This window comes from Opitutia bacterium (genome assembly GCA_016217545.1).
Classification (GTDB): domain Bacteria; phylum Verrucomicrobiota; class Verrucomicrobiia; order Opitutales; family Opitutaceae; genus Didemnitutus.
On record JACRHT010000011.1, the window covers coordinates 255174 to 277418 of the forward strand.

The window sequence follows — 22245 nt, forward strand, 5'->3', positions numbered from 1 at the left end:
GCACGCACCACCAACCGATTTCCTCCGCGCGTCAGGACCTGTTGCTCGGCGTTCATCGCCGGCGAACGCACACGGCGCCTCGCCCGCTGTCAATCTCCTGTGCCACGGGCATGCGCCGTGGTCTTGGGTTCATGCCGGATCGGCATCGCGGCTCGCCCGTCGCGCAAGTGGTGCTCGGGGTGGGACTCGAACCCACACGACTTGCGTCACGGGCTTCTAAGACCCGCATGTCTGCCATTCCATCACCCGAGCGTGAACCGATTGCGAGTTGAGGATTTCGGATTGCGGAAAGATGAAGGCAAGAGCCGTTTCGTCGCCGCGCCGCTCACGGGACTTTGGCTGTCGGCCAAAACTCCGGCACACGCCGCGCGCGCGTCAGTGCCTCGAAATCGGCGGCAAGAGCGAGCAGTTTCGCGTCGTCCCACGCGCGTCCGACGAACGAAGCGCCGATCGGCAAACCGAACACGTCCGTCGCCGGCACGGTCACGCTCGGATAACCGGCCACGGCCGCCATCGTCGAGCTGCCGCCGGCGCTGCCTTCGCCCAGCACGTGATCCGTCAGCGCCGCCGGACCGCGCGTGAGCATCACGAGCGCGTCGAAGTTCCCTCCCGCAAAAGTCGCATCGAGTCCTTCCGTGCGCGCGAGTCGCCGGCAGGTCGCGAGCGCGTCGAGGTAGGTCTTCTCCGTGAGCGGTCCGCGTTTTTCCGCCACGATGAGGTCCTGCTGGCCGAAGAAGGCCATCTCCTCCGCCGCGTGCACCTCGTTGAAAGCGATCACGTCGGCGAGATTCTTCATCGGCGTGACGCGGCCCGGCTCCGCGAGATAGCGATTCAGGCCATCCTTGAACTCGTAGGAAAGCACGTCGTAGGTCGCGCCGCCGAACTTGCCGAGCGTGGCGATCTTCACGTTGTCGGTCACCTCGGCGCCGGCAGCGCGCAGCTGCTCGACGAGGCGATCGAGCGCCGCATCGAGTCGGACCGGGATGCCGAACGGCCCGCGCACCACGCCGATGCGGGCGCCGCGCAAGGCGTGCGCGGGCAAGGAGGACGCGGCAAGTTCGCCGAGCGCGCCCGCCGGGATTTCACGTGTCGCAACATCGCGCGCATCGGCACCGGCGATCGCCGCGAGCACGAGCGCCGCGTCCGCCACGCTGCGGGTGATCGGACCGGCCGTGTCCTGCGAGGCCGCGATGGGAATGATGCCGTCGCGGCTCACGAGTCCCACGGTGGGCTTGAACCCGACCACGCCGCACGCCGACGCCGGCGAGACGATCGAGCCGTTCGTCTCCGTGCCGATGGCGAACGCGCACAGGTTCGCCGACACCGCCGCCGCGGAACCGGAACTCGAGCCGGACGGATTGCGGTCGAGCGCGTAGGGATTGCGCGTCTGTCCGCCGCGGCCGCTCCAGCCGCTGCTCGAATTGTTGCCGCGGAAATTCGCCCACTCGGTCATGTTCGCCTTGCCGAGCAAGACCGCGCCGGCGGCACGCAGCTGCGCCACGACATGGGCGTCGCGCGGGACCTTCTGTCCGACGAGCGCCAGCGAACCGGCGGTCGTCTGCATGCGGTCCGCGGTGTCGAGGTTGTCCTTCACAAGGAACGGAATGCCGTGCAGCGGCCCGCGCACCGTGCCGGCGCGGCGCTCGGCGTCGCGTTCGCGCGCAATGGCGAGTGCGGAGGGATTCAACTCGAGCACGGAGTTGAGCTTCGGTCCGGCGCGATCGATCTCGGCGATGCGCGCGAGGTAGTCCTGCGTGAGCTGCTCAGCGGTCACGCGGCCCGCGTCCATCTCGGTCTGGAGTTCGGCGATGGATTTTTCGGCCCAGCGAAAGTCAGCCCGCAGCAGCGCGACCGATGCGAGGAACACCAGCACGAGACGTTTCATGGAAAATCAGCGTGTCGCGACGCCCAGCCGCTCGCCCATGCGCGCGTAAACCTCGAGCTGATTCGCGCTCTGCTCGACGAGGTCGCGGTCGAAAGTGATGCGGCCGGGCTGGAAAATCGTCACGACGCACGAGCCGCCGAAGCGGAACAGGCCTTTCTCCGCGCCCTTCGCGACGGCGCGACCCGGCACGTAGGATTGGAAAATCGTGCCGACCATCGTCGCGCCGATCTCGCAGACGGCGACGCGGCCGAAGGCCGGCGAGTCGACGAGCGTGACCATGCGCTTGTTTTCCCAGAGGTAGGCGAGATTGCGGCGCAGCGCGATCGGCGAGACGGAGTAGAGCCAGCCGTTGATCAAGCGCGCGTCGGCGGGCGTGCCGCTCACGGGGAAGTGGAAGCGGTGGTAGTCGACCGGGCAGAGCCGCGAGATAAGCAGCGAGCCGCCGGCAAACTCCCGCGAGAGCACGCGTTTCTCCTCCGGCAGATGCGCTTCGCCGAGAAATGACGCGAGGTCGAACCGCTGGCCCTTCGCGTAGAAACCCGCCGCGCCGTCGACGTTCTGGAACGCGAGATGGCGCCCGTCCGCCGGCAAGACCGCCACGCGATCGTCGGCCGCGGCGGCGATCGGCCGCGCGCCCTCCTTGAGGCCGCGATAGAAGAACTCGTTGAACGACTTGAAGACGAACGGGCTCTTCGCGAACTCGTCCACATCGAGCCCGTATTCGATGATGAAGGGCAGGATGCGGCGCGTGCTGTCCGCCATCGACATCCGCCAGCCGTAATAGCGGGAGAGCCACGCGCGCTTCACGAGCAGCTCGAGCGAGAGCCGGCCGACGGAGCCGCCATAGGTCCAGCGCAGCCATTTTTCGCCGTAGACGGTCTCGGTCTCGACGACGCGCTTCGCGCGATGGAAATAGCGGATGGGTTCCTCGGACGGCGACGGCATGCGCGGCCAAGTTCACCCAAACCCGGCGCGAGGCAAAGGAAGAAAGTGCCGAGCGATTGAGGATTGCTTTCCGGGCCCCCTCCCCGGCTAACCTCCGGGGATGAGTCTCTGCCCTTGTGGTTCCGGTCTGAACTTCGATGCCTGCTGCGGTCCGATCATCGCCGGCGCCCCCGCGCCCACCGCCGAAGCGCTGATGCGCTCGCGCTACACCGCGCACGTCAAACACGAGATCGGTCACCTCGAGCGCTCGCTCAGCGCCGACCAGCGCAAGACCTTCGACGCCGCGGCAGCCAAGAAGTGGTCCGAGCAATCCGAGTGGCTCGGCCTCACCATCTCCCGCACCGAACAGGGCGGCGCGGAAGACAAGATCGGCGCGGTCGAGTTTACCGCGAAGTTCAAGATGGAGGGCGAGGAACACGAACATTTCGAGATCGCCCTCTTCGGTCGCGAGGACGGCCGCTGGGTCTACACCGGCCAGGTCAACGGCCCGGGCACGACTTACCGTCGCGAGCAGCCGAAGGTCGGCCGCAACGACCCGTGCCCCTGCGGCAGCGGCAAGAAATACAAGAAGTGCTGCGGCGCCGCGGCGTAATTTGCCGCTGACGCGACGCGCGTGGCCTGCTGGGTTTCCGGCATGGACACCTCATTTGCCCGCCTGTGGCTGCGCGCGGAAGGGTTGATTGCCCTCGTGCTGGCGGCGGCGTTCTACCGCCATTTCCAGTTTCCGTGGCTCTGGTTCGGGATCCTCTTCCTCGTCCCTGATCTCTCGATGATCGGCTACGCCGCGGGCCCGCGGGCCGGCGCGCGCTGCTACAATGTCGCCCACTCCTACCTGCTGCCCGGCATCGTCGTCGCCCTGAGCATGGGCCTCGGAAACAACCTTCCGTTTTCGCGCGACCTGCTGGGCATCGCGCTGATTTGGTGCGCGCACATCGGCTTCGATCGCGCGCTCGGCTACGGGCTGAAATCGGCGGACGGATTCCAGCTCACTCATCTCGGGCGGATCGGCCGGGAGCGTTGAACCTCACGCGGTCGCCTCGGTCGGCGGGCGGCTGCGCAACCGCAGCGCTTCGTAGATCGGCGTGTTGCCGAGCGCCTCGGCCACGCCGTAGGCCGTCAGGCACGCCACCAGCAGCGGCGCAAACACACCGTCGGCCGCGCCGGAACTGTCGTCAGGCGTGCGATGCATGGCGCATTCGAGCGGACCACGCCGGAAAGTTTCAAGGGCAACCGCCCCGCGTCACGAAAGACCCAAAAGCCTCCCATGGAACAACGCCGCGCCCGCCCGTGTGACGGCTTCGCCGTTTGCATCGCGCATCGTTCGCGCCTAGCGTCCGCGCCATGGAAAATTTCGTTTACCAGAACCCCACTCGCATCCTCTTCGGCCGCGGCCAGATTGCCGGACTCGCCACCGAACTCCCCGCCGATGCCCGTGTGCTCCTGCTGGCCGGCGGCGGCAGCATCAAGGAAAACGGCGTCCATGCGCAGGTCGTGAAGGCGCTTGGCTCGCGCGTCGTGAAGGAGTTCTGGGGCGTCGAGGCGAACCCCGACTACGACACCCTCATGCGTGCCGTGGAAATCGTGAAGGCGGAGAAACTCGACTGGATCCTGCCGGTCGGCGGCGGCTCGGTGCTCGACGGCGCGAAGTTCGTCGCGGCCGCCGCGCTCTATCCGCACGATCCGTGGACGATCCTCACTGAGCGCGCCGCGCGCGTCACCGCCGCGCTGCCGATCGGTGCCGTGCTCACGCTGCCCGCCACCGGCTCGGAGTCGAACGGCGCCTCCGTCGTCTCGCGCCGCGCGCTCAAGGAGAAGCTCGCGTTCATCTCGCCGCACGTTTTCCCGCGCTTCTCGGTGCTCGATCCGGAAACGACGTTCTCCCTCCCGGCGCGCCAAGTCGCCAACGGCATCGGCGACGCGTTCTGCCATGTCATCGAGCAATACCTCACCTTCCCCGCGCAGGCCGCGGTGCAAGACCGGTTCGCCGAGGGCATTCTCCGCACGCTCGTCGAGATCGGCCCGAAGACACTCGCCAACCCGACTGACTACGACACGCGCGCCAACTTCGTCTGGGCCGCCACGACCGCGCTGAATGGCTGGATTTCCGTCGGCGTGCCGCAGGACTGGGCGACGCACATCATCGGCCACGAACTCACCGCGCTGCACGGCATCGACCATGCGCGCACGCTCGCGGTCGTGCTGCCGTCGTTGCTCCAAGTCGAGCGCACCGCCAAGCGCGCCAAGCTCCTCCAATATGCCGAACGCGTCTGGGACTTGCGCGACGGCAGCGAGGACGCGCGCATCGACGCCGCGATCGAGAAGACGCGCGCCTTCTACGAATCGATCGGCATCAAGACGCGCCTCGCTGACTACCATGTGCCCGTCGCCGTCGCCGCGGAAGTTTCGCGCCGCCTCGCCGCGCGCGGCCTGTCGGCGTTCGGCGATCGCGGGCTGATCACGCCCGCCAAGGTCGAACAAATCCTCCGCGCCGCGGCCTAGTTCTTCGCAACCGAGAGGGCGGTCGCAACGGCTTCACCGAGCTGCGCAAACGAGAGCGGTTTGTGCAGCAGGCGCGTCACGCGGAGCTTGCCCGCCTCGAGTTCCTCCGCGTTGGTGAAAAAACCGCTGGCGATCAGCACGGGCTGCGTCGGTTTCCACGCGCGGATGCGCGCGATCAGTTGCAGGCCGGTCATCCCGGGCATGGTGAGGTCCGTGAGCACGAGCGCGAAATCCGCCGGCCGTGCCTCGAACTCCGCGAGCGCGGCGCTCGGCCGCTCGAAAGCGGTGACGCGGTAGCCGAGTTGCACGAGGATCTGACGCACGGCGCTGACCACCGCCACGTCGTCGTCGACCAGCAGGATCTGTTCGCCCTTGCCGCGCGGGATTTCCGCCGGCGGACGAACCGCGGCCTCGTCGTCGGCCGGAGCGACGGGGAAGAAGACGTTGAACAGCGTGCCGCGTCCCGGCTGGCTGAAGACCGTCACCGCGCCGCCGTGCTGCTGCATGATGCCATGCACGACGGCCAAGCCCAGGCCCGTGCCGTGGCCGGGCGCCTTGGTCGAGAAGAACGGCTCGAAGATGCGCGACACGACTTCGGGCGTCATCCCCGGGCCGTCGTCCTGGATGCCGATGCGGACATAGCGCCCCGGTTCGAGCGAGTCGACCGGCGGTCGGGCGGATGCCGTGATCTCGACCGCCTCGGCGGTGAACGTGACATGCCCACCCACGCCTTGCATCGCCTGCACGGCGTTGGTGCCGATGTTCATCAACACCTGGTGCGCCTGCGTCGGATCCGCGAGGATGGCGGGGAGTTTGGCCGCCACATCGTGCTCGAGCTCTATGCCCCCGCGCCCGAGCACGCGGAGGAAGTCGATCGTCTCCGCGACCAACGGCAGCACCGGCACCGGCTGGCGCGTCGCGCCCGACCGGCGGGAGAAAGCCAGAATCTGCTGCACGAGCTGGCGCGCGCGGCGGCCGCCATGGATGATCTGGCGCATCGATTCGACTTCCGGACGCCCCGCCGGGAGCGACATCAGGCTCAGTTCCGCGTGGCCGAGCACGGCGGTGAGAACGTTGTTGAAATCGTGTGCGATGCCGCCCGCGAGCCGGCCGATGGCCTCGAGCTTCTGCGTTTCGAGCAGGCGCTTCTCCTGTTGCGCCAGCTGCTCGCGCGCCCGCACCTGCTCCGTTACGTCCTCGACCGCAACCAGCAGCGAGCGGCCGAGCGGCCCCACCGACACGTGCCACCAACCGGAGCCCTGCGATTTTTCGTAGTGAAAGCGGCGCACGTCCGCTTGCGAAGAGGCCCGCCGCACCTCGCGTTCGAGCGCGGCCTCGGCGCCGAGCAGGACGCCGAAGCGCATTCCTTCCGCCTGACCACCGTCGGGCACGAGCAGCGAGCGCGCCGCGGGGTTGATCTGCCGGATGCGCAGCTGCTGTTCCGCATCGGGTTCCAGCACGAGCAGGCCGCTGTGCGCGCCGTCGAAGACCGCGCGGAATTCCTCCGCCTGACGCGAGAGTCGCGCCTGGAGACGCCGTAGGTGCCACACGGTCCACAACGCGAATACCAACGCGATGGTGAGGCCGATCGCCACCACCATCGTCACGTCCTGCGCCGAGTAGCGCGCCGGCTCGATGTGCCCGAACCATTTCCGGTAAAGCCGATCGAACCGCCCGGTGCGCGCGAGGATCGCGAGCCCTTCGTTCACCTGCGCCAACAGCCGCGCGTCGCCCTTCTGCACGGCGAAACAGTATTCGATCTCGTAGCCCGGCACGTCGCTGTCGACCGCCCGCAGGTCCGTCAGCCCGAGGTGATGAGCCAGCGCCGAGCCGCTGAGGCGGGCAACGAGCGTGGCATCAGCCTCGCCGCGCGCGACCGCCTTGAGCCCGTCCTCCACCGAATCGACCGTGTAGATCGATGCCTCGAGTTTCGCGCGGCGCAGAATCGCCTCGCCCAGGCTGCCGCGGTGCACCGCGACCTTTCGGCCGCGGCAATCGTCGAGCGACTCGATGGCGGAATCCCGGGCGCGGACGAAGAGCGCGCCCGTCATCTTCAAATAGGGCACCGAAAAATCCATCCGACGCTCGCGTTCGGGAAAACGCGCGTAGGACTGCAGCAACTCGATCTCGCCCGTCTCGAAACGGTGGTGGATGTCACGTGTGGTTCCCAACGCACGCTCGAACCGCAACGCCATCACGGACTCGATCTCCGCGGTAAGCTCGTAGACAAAGCCCGTCACCTTCCCATCCGGTTGCTCGAACGAGAACGGGTAATTGTCCGTGAGCACACCCACTCGCGGCCGGGCCGCCGCAGCGGCGCTGTCCGCGCGCGCCGTGGGCACGAGACAAGCGATCGCGCAAAACACACCGACGAGGCAGAGGGGTAGCTGCACTGCGGGAGCCAAGCGGCGACACCCCGCGGGTTCAATCCGGCATTGGCAAACCTCAGCGGCCCGGCTCGCCCCCGCCGAAGAGCGCCGGAGCGCCGGGGAGCATCTCGCCACGCTCGTCGAAGAGCGCGCACGTGCCGCCCTCCCACGCGTAATGGCCGGGAAGTTGGACGGACTCGGGATGCCAATACCACACGCCGCGCCCGAGCCCGCGCGGGATTTCGCGCACCGCTTGGACGACGTCGCGAAGAAACTGCGCCTGCCCCGCCGGAGTGAGCGGCCAATCCATGTTGGCCTTCTCCGTCCACTTCTTCGCCGTCTTCCACGGATAGCCGGCCTCGACCACTTGGATCGGCTTTTGAAATTCCTCCGCGAGCGCCGCGAGCGTGCGGCGGTAATTCGAGAGTCCGCCGTGCCAATCGGGATAGTAGCTCAGGCCGATGATGTCGTAATCGAGCCCGGCCTCGCACGCGTGGCGAAACCACCAAAGAGATTTCGCCAAGTCTCCGCCGCTCTCGATGTGCAGGATGATCTTCGGCTGGCCCGGACCGCGCGGCACGGCGTCGATGCCGGCGCGCAGGAGACGCGCGAGACGCGACCACGCGGCGGCATCCTCCTCGGCGGGCGCACCAAACTTCACCTGACCGTCGGGCCAGAGCGTGCCGTTGGTGATTTCGTTGCCGATCTGGATGAATTCGGGCCGCAATCCTTCGCGCTCGAAACGCGCGAGCACGTCGCGCGTGTAGGCGCCGACTTGCGCGACGAGCTCGTCGAATGGCAGCTTCGCCCACGCGGCGGGTTTGATCTGTTTCTGCGGATCGGCCCACGTGTCGGAGTAGTGCAGGTCGAGCATGAACGCCGCACCGGACGCCTTCACGCGGCGCGCGAGCGCGACCGTGTAGTCGAGGGAGTTGTCGACGATGCCTTCGGCCTTCGGGTGAACGAACAAGCGCAGGCGCACGCCGTTCAGGCCCTCGGCGCGAAACAGCGTCAGCGCATCGGCGACGCGACCGTGCTTCGAAAACTTCGCGCCCCGCGCCTCGTAGATCGGCAGCGACGAGAGATCGGCTCCGACGTAGAATGGCTCGGCGGCGGACGCCGCGACGGCAAGGACGAGAAACGCGAGGCAGCGGAGCGTCTTCATGCGGCGGCGAACGTAGCGCGCCGCCCGCCGGAAAACAAACGCGCAGTCGCGCAGGTCGTTCAGCGCGCCACCGACACCGGCGGCGGCGCGATGGTTTTGCCGACGACGAACTCCGAACGCAGGAGGAGCTTCGCGCTCAACGCGTGCGGGCGCGGCATGCGATAGAGCAGCCGGCCGAGGGCGGAGGAGCCGACTTCCTCGTGCGGCACACGGATCGACGCGACTTGCGGCATGCCGACCGGTGGCGTGATGCCGTCGTAGCCGCTGATCGAGCAATCCTCCGGGACGCGCAGGCCGCGAACGTGCAGATCGTGGATGAGCGGGTAAGCTTGGTGATCGGCGGCGCAGACCCACGCGGTGACGCCTTCTGTGCGGACGAGGTGCGCGATCCGGTCGGCCATTTCCGGCGGGGAAATCTTCGGGACATCCTTGCGGACGTTGATGGTCCAGTCGGGATTCAGCGGCAGGCCGTGATCATAGACGCCCTCAAGGTAGGCGGAGAAGCGACGCTTCGTCCAATGGCCGCCGACCGGGTAGTGCCACGCGGCGAAACCGATGCGGCGATGGCCGGCGCGCACGAGCTCGTCGACGATGCGCTCGATGCCGGCGGTCTGGTCGGTGTCGATCGAGTCGACGCCGAGGTCGACGTAGTCCTCGAGCACGGCGACGGCGGTGGTCTTGCGCGCGAGCGCGGCGACGGCGTCGTCGGAGAATGGATAGATCAGGATGACGCCGCGCCAGCCGCCGCTGCGGACTTGGCGGAAGACCTCGTTGCGTTTCGTGCCGATCGTGAACTCGTCGGGATTCGGAAAGCGGACGTCGATGGCGACGTTCTCCTGCGCGGCGCGGTCGTGAATGCCCTTGAGGATGAACGGAAACGTCGCGGTGCCCGGCGCGGTGTCGCGCACGCCGACGAGCACGCCGACGGTGAGCGGGCGCGTGGAGGTTTTTTTCCGGCGCGGGCGCGTGAAGTTGTAGCCCATCTCCTCGGCGACCTGCAGGACGCGCGAGCGGGTTTCGCCGCTGATGGCCGGGTCGTTCGCGAGCGAGCGCGAGACGGTGCCGGAGGAAATCTTCAGCTTCTTGGCGATGAGTTGTTGGCTGACAAAACGCATGGAGGAACGCGCGAATCAGGGCGGAGGGAGAGCGAAGACCCGCACGTAGTCGATGCGGAATTCCTGCGGGAATTTCGTGGTATCGTCCGGATAGCCCGGCCAGTAACCGCCGACGGCGAGGTTCAGCAGGAGGTAATACGGGCCGTCATCGAACACCCAGCGCGCCTTCTCGGGCAGGCTGGCGGGCGTGGCGGTGAAATAGGTTTTGCCGTCAAGCTGCCACGTGATGCGGCCGGGCGACCAGTCGATCGAGAAAACGTGATAAGCGTCGGCGAACACGGCGCCGTCGGGTAGCGTGGTCTTGCCCTGGATGCCTTGGGTGCCGGCGTAACCGGGGCCGTGAATGGTGGCGTAGAGAATGGACGGCTCGCGGCCGAGATTCTCCATGATGTCGATCTCGCCGCAATTCGGCCACTCGACCGGGCCGGCGTCGCGGCCGAGCATCCAGAACGCCGGCCAGATCCCCTGCCCGCGCGGGAGTTTCAGGCGCGCCTCGATGCGGCCGTAGCGCGCGGTGAACTTGCCGGAAGTGTGCAGGCGCGCGGAGGTGAAGCGGCCGTCGGGTTCGCGTTGGGCGCGGAGGACGAGCGCCTTGCCGTCGGTGGCGGCGGGGTCGTCGGCGATGAAGGAGTTGGCGCGATCGGTCGTGTAGGTTTGGAGCTCCTTGTTGCCGAAGCCGTGGCTGCCGAGCTCGTGGGTCCATTTCGCGGCGTCGGGCGCGGCGCCGGCGGGTTGCGCGAATTCGTCGGACCAGACGGGGCGCGCGGCTTCGGCGCGGAGGACCGGCGCGACGGTGAGGGCGGCGAGCAGTGTGGCGAGGCGGAGCATGCGAACGAAGGGGTGGCTAAAAAAGAGACGCGCATCAGCACCCCTGCTGATGCGCGTCGCAAACCATCATGCAATCTTCGATCAGAACTTGTAGTCGAACTCGAGACGGTAGGTGCGCGGCGCCGAGTAGATCAGGCCGTAGAGCTTCCGGTCGTCGGTGAGGTTGTCGATGTTCAGCTGGGCAGCGGCGTCGTGGCCGCCGAGCTTGAAGGCGTAACGGGCCATGGCGTTGTAGGAGTAACGGGCCGGCGTCTTGAGGACGACGATGTTGCCGTTCTTGTCCGTGATGCGCTGGCCGCCGCCGTGCGTGATGCCGGACTGATACTCGCGGGGCGACTCGTAGTTGCCGCCGAGGGCGAAGCTCCAACCCTTCATCGCGCCGGTGGTGAACTGGTAGTTCGCCCAGACGGAGCCTTGGTGCTCGGGCGTGTCATCCTGCTTCTCGCCGTAGCCGAAGCCGATGCCGGACCAGGTCGAGGAATCATACGGGCTCTTGTAGGCCGTGGTGAGCGGCTTGCCGGTCAGACCCCAGTCGGTGTTCGGGAAATACCAGACGGCCCAGCGGTCGTTCTGATTGGCGTATTTGGCGAAGTCGCCGGCGGAGGTGATGATCTTCTCGATGTGGGTGTAGCTCGCGATGACTTGGAAGTTGTTCGTCGGCGAGAACACGAGGTCGGCCTGCCAGCCTTTGCCTTGGTCGGCACCGATAACGTATTCGTTGCCTTGCGGGCTCGAAGCGCGGTCGTTCCACGCGTTGTTGGTCTCGGCGTCGTAGTTGTAGAGCCAGCCCGGCCAGCTCATGCCCTTGCTCTTGGTGTAGTCGAAGATGGCGTCGAGGAAGGCGGCGCCGGTGGTCTTCGAGGCGTTCACATACCAGTTGGTGCTGCCACCGACATTCTTCTGGTAGATCGAACCGGCGGCGACGCCGGCGTTCCACTGCGCGATGCTCGCGTCGTTGGCGCCGTTGGTCCAGCTCGGGCCGCCCGCGCTCTGCGGGGCGAACTCGTTAACCTGGTAAACGATGTCCTTGCTCGCGTTGAAATTCTTGTAGTTGGACGTCGGGGCCCACCAGTAGAAGAAGGGCGTGCCGGAGCGGTTGATCTTGAACGAGCTGACGGAACCGGAAATGCGGCCTTCCCAGAGGTCGAACTTCACGCCGAATTCCTTCGAGCGGGCGATGACGGCGCCGATCGGGTTGCCGTTGGTGTCGACGTAGCCGTTGAAGTTGGGCTGCACGCCTTCGGCCTTGAGGGCGAAGAGCGAGATCTGCTTCGTGACTTCGAGGCTGACGCCGCGCTGATAGGTGCGGACCTTGGCCTTCGGGCTGCGAACCTTCGACGTCGTGTTGGCGACGCGGTTGTTCGTGTAGACGTAGTTGTCGCTCAGGTCGTCGCGGCCGCCGAGGATGACGAGGACGCGGTCCTGGATGAACTTGCCCGAGTAGACGACGTAGGTGGATTGGTCCCACGCACGGTTCTCGTTGAAGGTCTTGTTGACCATCGCGACGTCGGCGGTGCCGTCACCCTGCTTGCCGAAGGTGATCGGGGAAGCGTCGAGCGGGCTCTTGTAGTTGCGGAGGTTGTCGTCGGTGCCGCGGTCGTCGGAGGTGTTCTTCTGGGATTCCTCGGAGTGGCCGAGGAGGATGGAGTGAGTGTTGGAGAGCCACTTGTTGCCGGCGAGGAAGGTGTCCTTCCAGCTGAGTTCGGCGCGGACCTGGTCGTGGGTGTTCTCGGAGCGGTTGGTGCCCCAGCCGTATTGGAGGATGACGTCGCTGACGTTGCCGTTGATGACGCCCGTGTGGGAGTCGCCGCCGGTCTTGTCGAGCGAGGCGATGCCGAGATTGACGGTCTTGCGGAGCGCGGTGGGGCCAACGCCAGTGGTGAGATTGCCGAACACGTCGCGGGTGTTGAACGTGACGTTATTGTGGTTGTAGCCGACGAGCAGGTGGAGGCTTTCAAAGATCTGCTGGTCAGCCTGCACGCGGATGTTGCTCGCCTTGGTCTTGATGTAGGTGTCGGGACCGCTCCAACGGAAGGTGTAGGGGTCGGTGCCGGGCAGGTTGTAGAAGTCGGCGTGTTCACCCTGGTCGCCGCCGCTTGCGACCGTCATGGCGCGGACGCGGCGGAAGCCGACGCCTTCGTCGGTCTGTTTGCCGTATTCGAAATCGGCGAGGATTTCGGTCGTCTTCGTCGGACGGAAGCTGAAGGCCGGGGAGATGAACGCGTGGTTGGACTTGTTATACTGCGTGTAGTCGCCGCGATCCTCGAGCGCGCCGGTGACGCGGTAGTTGAAGTCCCACGTCGGGCTGATCGGGCCGGTGGTGTCGAGCGTCAGGCGCTTGAAGTCGTAGCTGCCGAGTGAGAGGCCGACTTCGGACGACTGCTTGGCCTGCGGGGTCTTCGGGATGTAGTTAACGATACCGCCGAATTCGCCGATGCCGTAGAGCAACGCGGTCGGACCGAACGCCACTTCGACGCGGCCGATGTTGATCGAGTCGGTCGAGTTCTGGCGGCGGAAGCCGTCGCGCAGCACGGCGTCGGTGATGTAGCCGCGGATCTTGTAGGAAGTGGCCGTCTTGCTGGCGGTCGCGCCTTCGGGGTTGTTCACGCCGCCGGGGCCCTGATAGGCGCCGCCGGGCGTGCCCTGGTCGTTTTGCGACTGGAGCTGGATGGCCGAAGTGAAGGAAAGGGCCTTGCGGAGATCGTTCGCACCGGTGTCGCGCACGAACTTTTCCGTGATGACCGCAATGGGCATCGGCAGGTCCTTGATGGACTCGTTCAGGCGCGTGCCTGTCGTGGCGTTGGTGGCCTTGTAGCCATTGTCCTTGTCCGTGGTCACCTTGAAGGGCGACAACACGTAGGCTTCGTCTTTGTCTTTGACGGGCGCGACGGCGGTTTCACCGGCCGGCGCGGGTGGCGTCGATTGGGCATTGGCCAGAGGCCAGAGGCCGAGCAGCGCGATGCCGGCCGCTACGCCGGCTCGAATCGCAGAGGGGGATGCGAGGTGCATTGGGGATCTTCTTGGGTTGGGTGCTAACCCCGAAACCCGAGCGTATCATGCGGAGCCGCACAGGGCGGCGCCGCCTGAGGCGAGGGGTGTTGGGGTTTGGTAGAGTTACAGCCGACGCAGCTAGGGAGATCGCCGCGCTTGCTGGCGAAAATCTTCTTTCTGGTGCATCGCTTGTCAAACGCTGTGTGCATTGGCATGTGCACAAACAATTCAAACTACTGATGCACCTTTTAATGATATGAGCCAACGCTTTCCAAAATCGATTTCGGCGATTTAGTCGCCAAATTTCCGGTCAAAATAAATTTTGGTGCACTCATTGGTTCTTGCTTCATGCACCAAATCGGACTTTGTGTGCCGCGCTGTTTTGAACCGCGCTCGCCCCCTGCCCCCATGGCCAAGATCAGTCACGCCGTCATCGCGAAAAAGCTGAACATCTCGCGCGCCACGGTCACCCGCAGCCTCGCAAATCATCCGGCAATCAGCGCGGAAACCCGCGCGCGCGTCATCGCGGCGGCCGATGAGCTGGGCTACCGCCCGAGCCCTGGCCGCGCGATGCGCAACCGCGGTCGCGGTGCGCGGCGCCTCACGATCGGCGTGCTCATCGGTCTCGAGGTGCAGCCGGAAAAAGCGGTGCTCACGACCTACCCGCACATTCTCAAGGGCATTCGCGAACGCGCCGAGATCGAGCGCGTGCACATCGACGTGCACTACCGCGCGCCCGTCGCGTTCCATCCCGAAGCGTCGCCCGTGGAATTTTCGCGTCTCATCCGCCAAGGCGATTGGCGCGGCGCCATTCTCATCTACCCCTTCGACGAAGCCGCCGTAGAAACCATCGCCAGCAAAATCTCCACCGTCGGCGTGCTCGAGAGCTACAACTGCCCCGGTGTCGACGTGATCGACACCGACGACGCCCTCGCCGTCTGCTCGCTCGCCGACACGCTGCGCGCCGCCGGCCACCGCCGCATCGGTTTTCTGTCGTGGGACTATCAGATCGGCGGCCACTGGATCGCGCGCCGCTTCAGCGGCTACATCGAATCGCTCTTTCTCAACGATCTCGAGTTCAACGCCGACTGGGTGCTGAACGTCCGCCCCAACACCGGGCGGGTGCCGCGCGCGCAACTCGCTGACGTCGTCGCGCGCCTCGTGCGCGAGCAGCAGGTGACGGGCTGGGTTTGCGCCGCCGACCACCAAGCCTACCAGCTCATCCAGGACTTGCCGACGCGCGGCATTCGCGTCCCCGAGGATTGCTCCGTCACCGGCTTCGACGGACTCGAGCCGCCCAACGGCCTCCCGCGCGTCACGTCGATGCGCGTGCCGCACGAACACATCGGCGCCTCCGCTCTCTCGCGTTTGATCAGCCGCATCCAACACCCGACCTCGCCGCGAAGGAAAATCCTCGTCGAAGCGCAACTGGTCAACGGCGTCACGGTCGGCGCGCCGCTGGCGCTCGCGACCCGCTGAGCCAGCCACGCGCGGGGACGAACGACGCAGCGCCCGGCAGCTTCAGCTCACTTCAGCACCAGCGCATCGTTCTTCACGGAGAAGGTCACCTTCGCACCTTCCTCGATTTCACCGGCGATGAGGCTGCGGGCGAGGCGGGTTTCGAGGTGGCGTTGGAGGAAACGTTTCAGCGGGCGGGCGCCGAAGACCGGGTCGTAGCCTTTTTCCGCGACCCACTCTTTCGCTTTCGCGTCGAGGGTGACGGTGATGCGGCGGTCGGCGAGACGCTTGTTCAGGTTGGCAAGGAGCAGGTCCACGATGCGCGCGATCTCTTCCAGCGCGAGCGGCTTGAAGAGCACGGTCTCGTCGATGCGGTTGAGAAACTCCGGGCGGAAGGTCTGGCGCAAATCCGCCATCACGCTCTCGCGCACGCGCTCGGGAATCTCGTCGCCGGTCACACCTTCGAGCAGATGGCGTGAGCCGATGTTCGAGGTCATGATGATCACCGTGTTCTTGAAATCCACAGTGCGGCCCTGCGAGTCGGTGATGCGGCCGTCGTCGAGGACCTGGAGCAGGACGTTGAACACGTCGGGGTGCGCCTTCTCGACCTCGTCGAAGAGCACGACGGCGTAGGGCTTGCGGCGCACGGCCTCGGTGAGCTGGCCGCCCTCGTCGTAGCCGACGTAGCCCGGAGGCGCGCCGATCATGCGCGCGACGCTGTGCTTCTCCATGTATTCGGACATGTCGAGGCGGATGAGGTTGGCTTCGGAATCGAAGAGCTGCTCGGCGAGCGTCTTGGCGAGCTCGGTCTTGCCGACGCCGGTCGGGCCGAGGAACAGAAAACTCCCGATCGGGCGACGTGGGTCCTTGATGCCGGCGCGAGCGCGGAGGATCGCCTCGCTGACGAGGCGCACGCCTTCGTCCTGACCGATCACGCGCGTGTGCAACTCGTCCTCGAGGCGGAGCAACTTCTCCTTCTCGCCCTCCATGAGCTTCGTCACGGGGATGTGCGTCCACTTCGAGATGATCTCGGCGATCTCCTCGGCGGAGACTTCCTCCTTCACGAGCGTGGTCTTGGCGGTCGGCGATTTCTCGGCCTTCGCGAGTTCCTTTTCGAGCTGCGGGATGCGGCCGTGTTTCAGCTCGGCGATCTTATTGAGGTCGTAGGCGCGCTCGGCTTTCGCCATTTCGAGGCGCGCGGCTTCGAGTTCCTCGCGGACCTTTTGCACGCGACCGAGTGACTCCTTTTCCTTCTGCCAAGTGGCGCGGAGCGCGGTGGCCTGCTCTTTCGCGTCGGCGAGTTCCTTGCGCAGCGCGTCGAGGCGGCGCTTCGAGGCGTCGTCTTTTTCCTTCTGCAACGCGGTGTCCTCGATCTCGAGCTGCATGACGCGACGCTGAAGTTCGTCCAGTTCGGTGGGCAGCGAGTCGATCTCGGTGCGGATCATCGCGCAGGCCTCGTCCACGAGGTCGATCGCCTTGTCGGGCAGGAAGCGGTCGGCGATGTAGCGGTGCGAGAGCACGGCGGCGGAGACGAGCGCGTTGTCCTGGATGCGCACGCCGTGGTGCAGCTCGAAACGCTCGCGCAAGCCGCGCAGGATCGAGATGGCGTCCTCGACGCTCGGCTCCTCGACGAGGATGGGCTGGAAGCGTCGCTCGAGTGCAGGGTCCTTTTCGATGTGCTTGCGGTATTCGTCGAGCGTGGTGGCGCCGATGCAGTGCAACTCGCCGCGTGCGAGCATGGGCTTGAGGAGATTGCCGGCGTCCATCGCGCCCTCGGTCTTGCCGGCGCCGACGATGGTGTGGAGTTCGTCGATGAAGAGCACGATGCGACCCTCGGCCTGTTTCACTTCATTGAGCACGGCCTTGAGGCGCTCCTCGAACTCGCCGCGGTATTTCGCGCCGGCGATGAGCGCGCCCATGTCGAGAGCGAAGACGGTCTTGTCCTTCAAACCCTCGGGCACGTCGCCGCGCAGGATGCGTTGGGCGAGGCCTTCGACGATGGCGGTCTTGCCGACGCCCGGCTCGCCGATGAGCACGGGATTATTCTTCGTCTTGCGCGAGAGGATGCGGATGGCGCGGCGGATCTCGGCGTCGCGGCCGATCACGGGGTCGAGCTTGCCCTTGCGCGCCTGCGCCACGAGATCGATGCCGTATTTTTCGAGGGCGTTGTAGGTCGTCTCGGGATTGTCGGTCGTCACGCGCTGGCTGCCGCGCATCGCCTGCAGCTCCTTGAGCACGCGGGCGCGGTCGAGGTTGAAGCTCTTGAAATACTTCTTCAGCGCGTCGGGCTTCGCGACGTGGATGAGCGCGAGAAACAAATGCTCCACGCTCGTGAACTCGTCCTTGAGGGCGTCGCGTTCCTCCTCGGCGCGCGTGAGCACTTCGTTGAGCGCCTGCGTGACGTAGATTTTCGAAACGTCCACCGCGCCGCTGACCTTGGGCAGCCGCTCCAGCTCGCGGTCGGCCGCGAGTTGCATGGCGCTGACGGTGAGGCCGAGCTTCTCGACCAGCGCCGGCACGATGCCGCCCTCCTGGGCGAGGAGCGCGACGAGCAGGTGCCACGTGTCCACCTCGTTGTGCGAGCGGCGACGCGCGACGTTTTGCGCCTCCTGCACGGCTTGGCGCGACATGACGGTCATCTTTTGTGGGTCCATGATGGTTTCTCCTTCGCAGACAGTGTTCCACTTCCACAATACCCGCTCCCGAGTGAAACGCCACCGCCACACCGCGCCCGCTGTGCCACAACGCGACACCGCGCGACACGGCGCGAGACGTTCTGCGTAGCGCAGGCGTCTCGCCTGCATTCAGGCACCGAAGCAGGCGGGACGCCTGCGCTACTTTCGTTTCGGCCGGTTCCGCGCGTCGAGCAACACCACAACGGGCTCGTGGGCCTCCGCCTCCGCAGGCTCGAACTCGGCATAGGCCGCGATGATCACCTCGTCACCCGGCTGCACGAGCCGCGCCGCTGCGCCGTTGACCATGATCTCGCCGCGCTGCGTGCCGCCGATGACATACGTCGCGAAACGCTGGCCGTTGGTCACGTTGTAGATTTCCACGCGCTCGTGCAGGAGGAAACCCGCCGCACGCCGCAGCTCGGGCGCGATCGCGATCGAGCCCTCGTAGTTCAAATCCGCCGCGGTGACCCGCGCGCGGTGGAGTTTCGATTTCAGCAGCGTCAGGCGCATGGCAAAATCACTCCGCCCCGGCGTTCAAACGCACCGCATGCCGCAGACCGAGCAACACGAGTTCCGGCACGATCTCGTCGAACAACTGCTCACTCTCGAACATCCGCGCGAAGCCGCCGGTGCCGATCACGTAGGGCCGCGCGCCCGCGAAGCCCTCGGCGGTCAGCTCGCTGAGCAGCCGTTTCACCGCGCCGACATGCCCGTGATACAGCCCGGCCTGGATGCTCTCGACCGACGTGCGGCCGAGCGCCGATTCGGGACGCTGGATCTCCACCGCCGGCAACTTCGCCGTGCGGGCCGAAAGCACCTCCGCCGAGAGCCCCACGCCCGGCATGATCGCGCCGCCGAGGTATTCCCCCTCGGCCGTCACCACGTCGAACGTCGTCGCCGTGCCGCAATCCACCACGATCACGTCGCGCTCCGGCTGGCGCTGCGTCGCCGCGATGGCGTTGGCCACGCGGTCCGCGCCAACTTCCGCCGGATTGCGGTAGCGGATCTTCAGGCCGGTCTTCACTCCCGCCTGCAACACGAACGGCTCGGCGTGGAAATACTTCACGCTCGCGGCGCGCAGCGGGTAGGCCGCCGGCGGCACCACCGAGCAGATGGCCACCTCCGTGACCTGCCGCGGGTCGAGGCCGTTTTCGCGCAGCACGGAAAGAAAGAACACACCGAGTTCATCGGACGAGCCGAGCGGATGCGTCGATTTCCGGAACTGGAACTTCAGCGCGTCATCCACGAAGACGCCGCCGTGGATCTGGGTGTTGCCGACATCAAGACAGAGGAGCATGGAGCGAGGGATTTTCGGTTTTGGGTTCGGGAATTTCGCATGAGCCGGGCGCCACGGCGACTTCGCCGACGAGCCAGCGCTCGAGCGCGAGCGCGAGCTCGCTGCGCGTCGCGCACGGCTGCGCGCGGCCCTCGGCGAGGTGGAGCGTCGCGGGAAAATCGTCGGCCGTCGCGCCGCGAGCCGTCAGGTCGTTGTGCACGACCGCATCCGGTCGCGCCCGCGCGAACAGCGCGCGCACCGCGCCCATCGCCTCTCCCGGCATGGCGCCATGCGTGAGTTTGAAAGCCACAACGCGCAACGGCGCCGCCGACCGCGCCCGCAGGGTATCGAGCAACTTCGGCAGCGGGCGCAGGCGCAAAAGCGGCGGCGACTCCGTCTCCAGTTTGCCGCCGGCGGATGCGCGCCCGTCGCCGCGCTCGTCGACCAGCTCGACGCCGAAGTCGCTCACCGCCGCCGCGTGGACCACCGCGTCGAACCGCCCCGCCGCCAGCAGGCGCGACAGCGCGCCGTCCAGATCGGCGAAACTCACAAAGGTCTCCTCCGCGCATCCGGCCTCCGAACGCACGCTGCCGCGCGCCCGCAGCAAGGTCACCTCATGACCGCTGCGCGCGAAATGCTCGGCCAATCGCGCGCCCGTGGCGCCCGTGCTGGTGTTGGTGAGCACGCGCACGCCATCGATTGGTTCCTGCGTTCCGCCGCTGGTGATCAGCACGCGCAGGCGGCGCGCCGGTCGCGCGAGCGCCGCCTCCGTGGCGGCCACGATCTCGGCGGGCTCGCTCATGCGCCCCTCGCCCACTTCGCCGCAGGCCGTGCGCCCCTCGGCGACGGGGAGCACTCGCACACCCCACGCGGTCAGCTGCGCGACGGCGGCCTGCGTCGCCGGATGCGCCCACATCGCCGGGTTCATCGCCGGCGCCACGAGCCACGGCTTGCGCCGGTCGTGCGCGAGAAAGAGCGCGCCCGGCAGATCGTCGGCCATGCCGGCCGCGAACCGGTTGAGCGTGTTCGCCGTCGCCGGGCACACCAACACCGCGTCGGCCCAGCGCGTCAGCTCGATGTGTTCGAGCGCCGCGCCCGGCGCGAACAAATCCGTCAGCGGCACCGCGCCGGTAAGACCCTCCAGCGTCGCCGGCCCGACAAAGCGCAACGCCGCCTCGGTCGCCACGCAACGCACGTGGTGCCCGCGCTGCACGAGACGCGAGATCACATCGCACGCCTTCGCGGCCGCGATCGATCCGGTGAGCACAACGAGAAGATTGGAGCCACACATGGGTCAGAGCGGATTGCCGCTTGCGTTGAGGTGGAACGCGTTGACCTCAACGCGTTCAAGGCGGATTGAGGTCAATCCGCTCCACCTTCCGGCCACGGGCGGCCGCATTGTTTCAGAGGCGCACATTGTCGATGAGTCTCACACCGCCGATGTGCACCGCGCCGAGTCGCACGCCGTCGCGCTCCGCCACGTAGTCGACCGCGAAGCCCGCGCCGCGCAACGCCTGCTCCGCCGCCGCCGCGGTGCCGGCGCGCAAGAGCTTCGGAAACGCCGCCGCGTGCGCGCGGTCGGCTGGCGCGAGCCGGCGATTGCGCGAGCTGAGCGCCAAGCCGTCGGAGTCGCGCACGGTCGGGCACGCGACGATCTCGCCGGGCAGGAACAGCGCTTCCGCCATGCCGCGCACGAGCTGGAGCTGCTGCCAGTCCTTCTCGCCGAAATACGAGCGCGTCGGCTGCACGAGGTTGAGCAGCTTCAACACCACCGTGAGCACGCCGTCGAAATGCCCGGGCCGGTGCGCGCCCTCGAGTTCGCGGCTGAATTCCAGCTCGCTCACGCGATAGCGGTAGCGGTCGGGATACATCTCCGCCGCATTCGGCACGAACACGTCGGTCGCGAGCCCGCGCGCGAGCTCCACGTCCTCGGCGAGCGTGCGCGGATATTTTGCGAGGTCGGCCGGGTCGTTGAACTGCGTCGGGTTGACGAAGACGCTGAGCACCACGCGGTCGTTCTCCGTCCGCGCCCGCTCGAGCAGCGCGCGATGCCCGGCGTGCAACGCGCCCATCGTCGGCACAAATCCGACCGAGCAACCCGCAAAGCGCGGCCCCGCCCGCTCGGCGCGCCACGCCGCGATCGATTCGTGGAGGCGCGGCGCGTTCATGCGAGCACCTCCGCCGCGGCGGGAAATTTCGCCGCGCGCACATCGGCCGCGTAAGCCGCCAGCGCGTCCTGCACGAGCCGCGCCCCATCGGCGTAGCGGCGGACGAACTTCGGCCGGAACTCCGGATCGAGCCCGAGCAGGTCCGTGACCACGAGCACCTGGCCCGCGGTTTCCAACCCGGCCCCGATGCCGATCGTCGGCACCGGCAACTCGGCCGTGATGGCCGCCGCGAGCGCCGCCGGCACGCACTCGAGCACCACGGCAAACACTCCCAAGTCCGCCGCGCGTCGCGCATCGGCGCGAATGTCGTCCGCTTCGTCGAGCGAACGGCCTTGCACGCGATAGCCGCCGAGCTGGTGGATCGATTGCGGCGTGAGCCCGAGGTGGCCCATCACCGGAATGCCGCTGCCGACGAGATGCGCGATCACCTCCTCGTGTCCGGCCACGCCCTCGAGTTTCACCGCAGTCGCGCCGGCCTGCACCAGCGCACCCGCCGCTTCGACTGCCAGTTGCCGGCCGCGTCGATGCGCGAGGAAGGGCAAATCCGCCACCACGACCAATTCGGGCGCGCCGCGCCGCACCGCCGCCGTGTGCGCCACCATCATCTCGAGCGTGGCATGCACCGTGGACGGAAAGCCGTGCACCGTCATCGCGACGCTGTCGCCGACCAGCAACGCGTCGATGCCCGCGCGGGCCGCATGGCGCGCCATCAGGGCGTCGTAGGCCGTCGTCATGACGATCGGCCGGCGGGCGGCGTGCGCCGCGGAAAATTCGAGGATGCTCTTCACGGCGCTCCGGCGGTTTTCCGACGACGGAAAACCCGCGGGCGCGGGAGCGAGGAGGACGGGAGTGCTTGTCGCATGGCGATCAG

General features: G+C 67.0%; 18 protein-coding genes and 1 tRNA gene. 4 read left to right on the forward strand and 15 right to left on the reverse strand.

The window, feature by feature from the left end:
* Positions 1–168: 168 nt before the first annotated feature.
* The 3 genes from HZA32_06920 to HZA32_06930 form a co-directional block, all read right to left on the reverse strand.
* Positions 169–252: transfer RNA gene (locus HZA32_06920), tRNA-Leu, on the reverse strand.
* Positions 253–325: 73 nt separating this feature from the next.
* Positions 326–1885: an amidase gene (locus HZA32_06925; protein MBI5423802.1), complete on the reverse strand. Its 1560-nt coding sequence runs from the start codon at positions 1883–1885 to the stop codon at positions 326–328.
* A 6-nt stretch (positions 1886–1891) separates the two neighbouring features.
* Complete coding sequence (locus tag HZA32_06930) at positions 1892–2830, reverse strand: phosphatidylserine decarboxylase (protein ID MBI5423803.1); 939 nt, start codon at positions 2828–2830, stop codon at positions 1892–1894.
* 100 nt (positions 2831–2930) lie between these two features.
* Between HZA32_06930 and HZA32_06935 the strand changes: the two genes are divergently transcribed.
* Positions 2931–3422 carry a YchJ family protein gene (locus HZA32_06935; GenBank protein ID MBI5423804.1) on the forward strand — a complete coding sequence of 164 codons (492 nt, stop codon included), beginning with the start codon at positions 2931–2933 and terminating at the stop codon, positions 3420–3422.
* A gap of 42 nt (positions 3423–3464) precedes the next feature.
* Entirely contained in the window at positions 3465–3851 is a 387-nt protein-coding gene (locus HZA32_06940; GenBank protein ID MBI5423805.1) for a DUF4260 domain-containing protein, read from the forward strand.
* A gap of 3 nt (positions 3852–3854) precedes the next feature.
* Here HZA32_06940 and HZA32_06945 read toward each other — a convergent pair whose 3' ends face one another.
* Positions 3855–4019, reverse strand: coding sequence for a hypothetical protein (locus HZA32_06945; GenBank protein MBI5423806.1), 165 nt, complete (start codon positions 4017–4019; stop codon positions 3855–3857).
* Between the two features lie 152 nt (positions 4020–4171).
* On the opposite strand from HZA32_06945, the gene HZA32_06950 reads away from it, so the two are divergent.
* Positions 4172–5329, forward strand: coding sequence for an iron-containing alcohol dehydrogenase (locus tag HZA32_06950; protein ID MBI5423807.1), 1158 nt, complete (start codon positions 4172–4174; stop codon positions 5327–5329).
* Here the strand turns inward: HZA32_06950 and HZA32_06955 are convergent.
* The 5 genes from HZA32_06955 to HZA32_06975 form a co-directional block, all read right to left on the reverse strand.
* Positions 5326–7722, reverse strand: coding sequence for a transporter substrate-binding domain-containing protein (locus HZA32_06955; protein ID MBI5423808.1), 2397 nt, complete (start codon positions 7720–7722; stop codon positions 5326–5328). The two genes, HZA32_06950 and HZA32_06955, sit on opposite strands and share 4 nt — an antisense overlap.
* 52 nt (positions 7723–7774) lie before the next feature.
* The gene (locus tag HZA32_06960) at positions 7775–8863 is read right to left on the reverse strand and encodes a glycosyl hydrolase 53 family protein (protein ID MBI5423809.1); all 1089 of its coding nucleotides are present in this window, start codon (positions 8861–8863) and stop codon (positions 7775–7777) included.
* 59 nt (positions 8864–8922) lie between these two features.
* Positions 8923–9978, reverse strand: a complete 1056-nt coding sequence (locus tag HZA32_06965; protein ID MBI5423810.1) for a LacI family DNA-binding transcriptional regulator — start codon at positions 9976–9978, stop codon at positions 8923–8925.
* Positions 9979–9993: 15 nt separating this feature from the next.
* Positions 9994–10806, reverse strand: a complete 813-nt coding sequence (locus tag HZA32_06970) for a glycoside hydrolase family 16 protein (protein MBI5423811.1) — start codon at positions 10804–10806, stop codon at positions 9994–9996.
* Between the two features lie 81 nt (positions 10807–10887).
* Positions 10888–13815 (reverse strand): TonB-dependent receptor plug domain-containing protein, encoded by a 2928-nt coding sequence (locus HZA32_06975; GenBank protein MBI5423812.1) that lies wholly within the window; start codon positions 13813–13815, stop codon positions 10888–10890.
* A 390-nt stretch (positions 13816–14205) separates the two neighbouring features.
* On the opposite strand from HZA32_06975, the gene HZA32_06980 reads away from it, so the two are divergent.
* The gene (locus HZA32_06980; protein ID MBI5423813.1) at positions 14206–15276 is read left to right on the forward strand and encodes a LacI family DNA-binding transcriptional regulator; all 1071 of its coding nucleotides are present in this window, start codon (positions 14206–14208) and stop codon (positions 15274–15276) included.
* Between the two features lie 47 nt (positions 15277–15323).
* Here the strand turns inward: HZA32_06980 and clpB are convergent, their stop codons facing one another.
* The 6 genes from clpB to panB all read right to left on the reverse strand — a co-directional run bounded on the left by clpB (position 15324) and on the right by panB (position 22162).
* Complete coding sequence (gene clpB / locus HZA32_06985; protein ID MBI5423814.1) at positions 15324–17909, reverse strand: ATP-dependent chaperone ClpB; 2586 nt, start codon at positions 17907–17909, stop codon at positions 15324–15326.
* Positions 17910–18089: 180 nt separating this feature from the next.
* A complete protein-coding gene (locus tag HZA32_06990; GenBank protein ID MBI5423815.1) occupies positions 18090–18440 on the reverse strand; it encodes an aspartate 1-decarboxylase in 351 nt (116 codons plus the stop codon).
* Positions 18441–18447: 7 nt separating this feature from the next.
* The gene (locus HZA32_06995) at positions 18448–19227 is read right to left on the reverse strand and encodes a type III pantothenate kinase (GenBank protein ID MBI5423816.1); all 780 of its coding nucleotides are present in this window, start codon (positions 19225–19227) and stop codon (positions 18448–18450) included.
* Positions 19211–20497: a bifunctional phosphopantothenoylcysteine decarboxylase/phosphopantothenate--cysteine ligase CoaBC gene (gene coaBC / locus HZA32_07000; protein MBI5423817.1), complete on the reverse strand. Its 1287-nt coding sequence runs from the start codon at positions 20495–20497 to the stop codon at positions 19211–19213. Before coaBC ends, HZA32_06995 begins: the two co-directional genes overlap by 17 nt.
* A 112-nt stretch (positions 20498–20609) precedes the next feature.
* Positions 20610–21374, reverse strand: coding sequence for a pantoate--beta-alanine ligase (gene panC, locus HZA32_07005; protein MBI5423818.1), 765 nt, complete (start codon positions 21372–21374; stop codon positions 20610–20612).
* Complete coding sequence (gene panB / locus HZA32_07010) at positions 21371–22162, reverse strand: 3-methyl-2-oxobutanoate hydroxymethyltransferase (protein MBI5423819.1); 792 nt, start codon at positions 22160–22162, stop codon at positions 21371–21373. Before panB ends, panC begins: the two co-directional genes overlap by 4 nt.
* Positions 22163–22245 lie beyond the last annotated feature (83 nt).

Coding starts and splice junctions, on each gene's coding strand:
- HZA32_06925 (MBI5423802.1), bottom strand. CDS start 1,885: ATGAAACGTCTCGTGCTGGTGTTCCTCGCATCGGTCGCGCTGCTGCGG.
- HZA32_06930 (MBI5423803.1), bottom strand. CDS start 2,830: ATGCCGTCGCCGTCCGAGGAACCCATCCGCTATTTCCATCGCGCGAAG.
- HZA32_06935 (MBI5423804.1), top strand. CDS start 2,931: ATGAGTCTCTGCCCTTGTGGTTCCGGTCTGAACTTCGATGCCTGCTGC.
- HZA32_06940 (MBI5423805.1), top strand. CDS start 3,465: ATGGACACCTCATTTGCCCGCCTGTGGCTGCGCGCGGAAGGGTTGATT.
- HZA32_06945 (MBI5423806.1), bottom strand. CDS start 4,019: ATGCATCGCACGCCTGACGACAGTTCCGGCGCGGCCGACGGTGTGTTT.
- HZA32_06950 (MBI5423807.1), top strand. CDS start 4,172: ATGGAAAATTTCGTTTACCAGAACCCCACTCGCATCCTCTTCGGCCGC.
- HZA32_06960 (MBI5423809.1), bottom strand. CDS start 8,863: ATGAAGACGCTCCGCTGCCTCGCGTTTCTCGTCCTTGCCGTCGCGGCG.
- HZA32_06965 (MBI5423810.1), bottom strand. CDS start 9,978: ATGCGTTTTGTCAGCCAACAACTCATCGCCAAGAAGCTGAAGATTTCC.
- HZA32_06970 (MBI5423811.1), bottom strand. CDS start 10,806: ATGCTCCGCCTCGCCACACTGCTCGCCGCCCTCACCGTCGCGCCGGTC.
- HZA32_06975 (MBI5423812.1), bottom strand. CDS start 13,815: ATGCACCTCGCATCCCCCTCTGCGATTCGAGCCGGCGTAGCGGCCGGC.
- HZA32_06980 (MBI5423813.1), top strand. CDS start 14,206: ATGGCCAAGATCAGTCACGCCGTCATCGCGAAAAAGCTGAACATCTCG.
- clpB (MBI5423814.1), bottom strand. CDS start 17,909: ATGGACCCACAAAAGATGACCGTCATGTCGCGCCAAGCCGTGCAGGAG.
- HZA32_06990 (MBI5423815.1), bottom strand. CDS start 18,440: ATGCGCCTGACGCTGCTGAAATCGAAACTCCACCGCGCGCGGGTCACC.
- HZA32_06995 (MBI5423816.1), bottom strand. CDS start 19,227: ATGCTCCTCTGTCTTGATGTCGGCAACACCCAGATCCACGGCGGCGTC.
- coaBC (MBI5423817.1), bottom strand. CDS start 20,497: ATGTGTGGCTCCAATCTTCTCGTTGTGCTCACCGGATCGATCGCGGCC.
- panC (MBI5423818.1), bottom strand. CDS start 21,374: ATGAACGCGCCGCGCCTCCACGAATCGATCGCGGCGTGGCGCGCCGAG.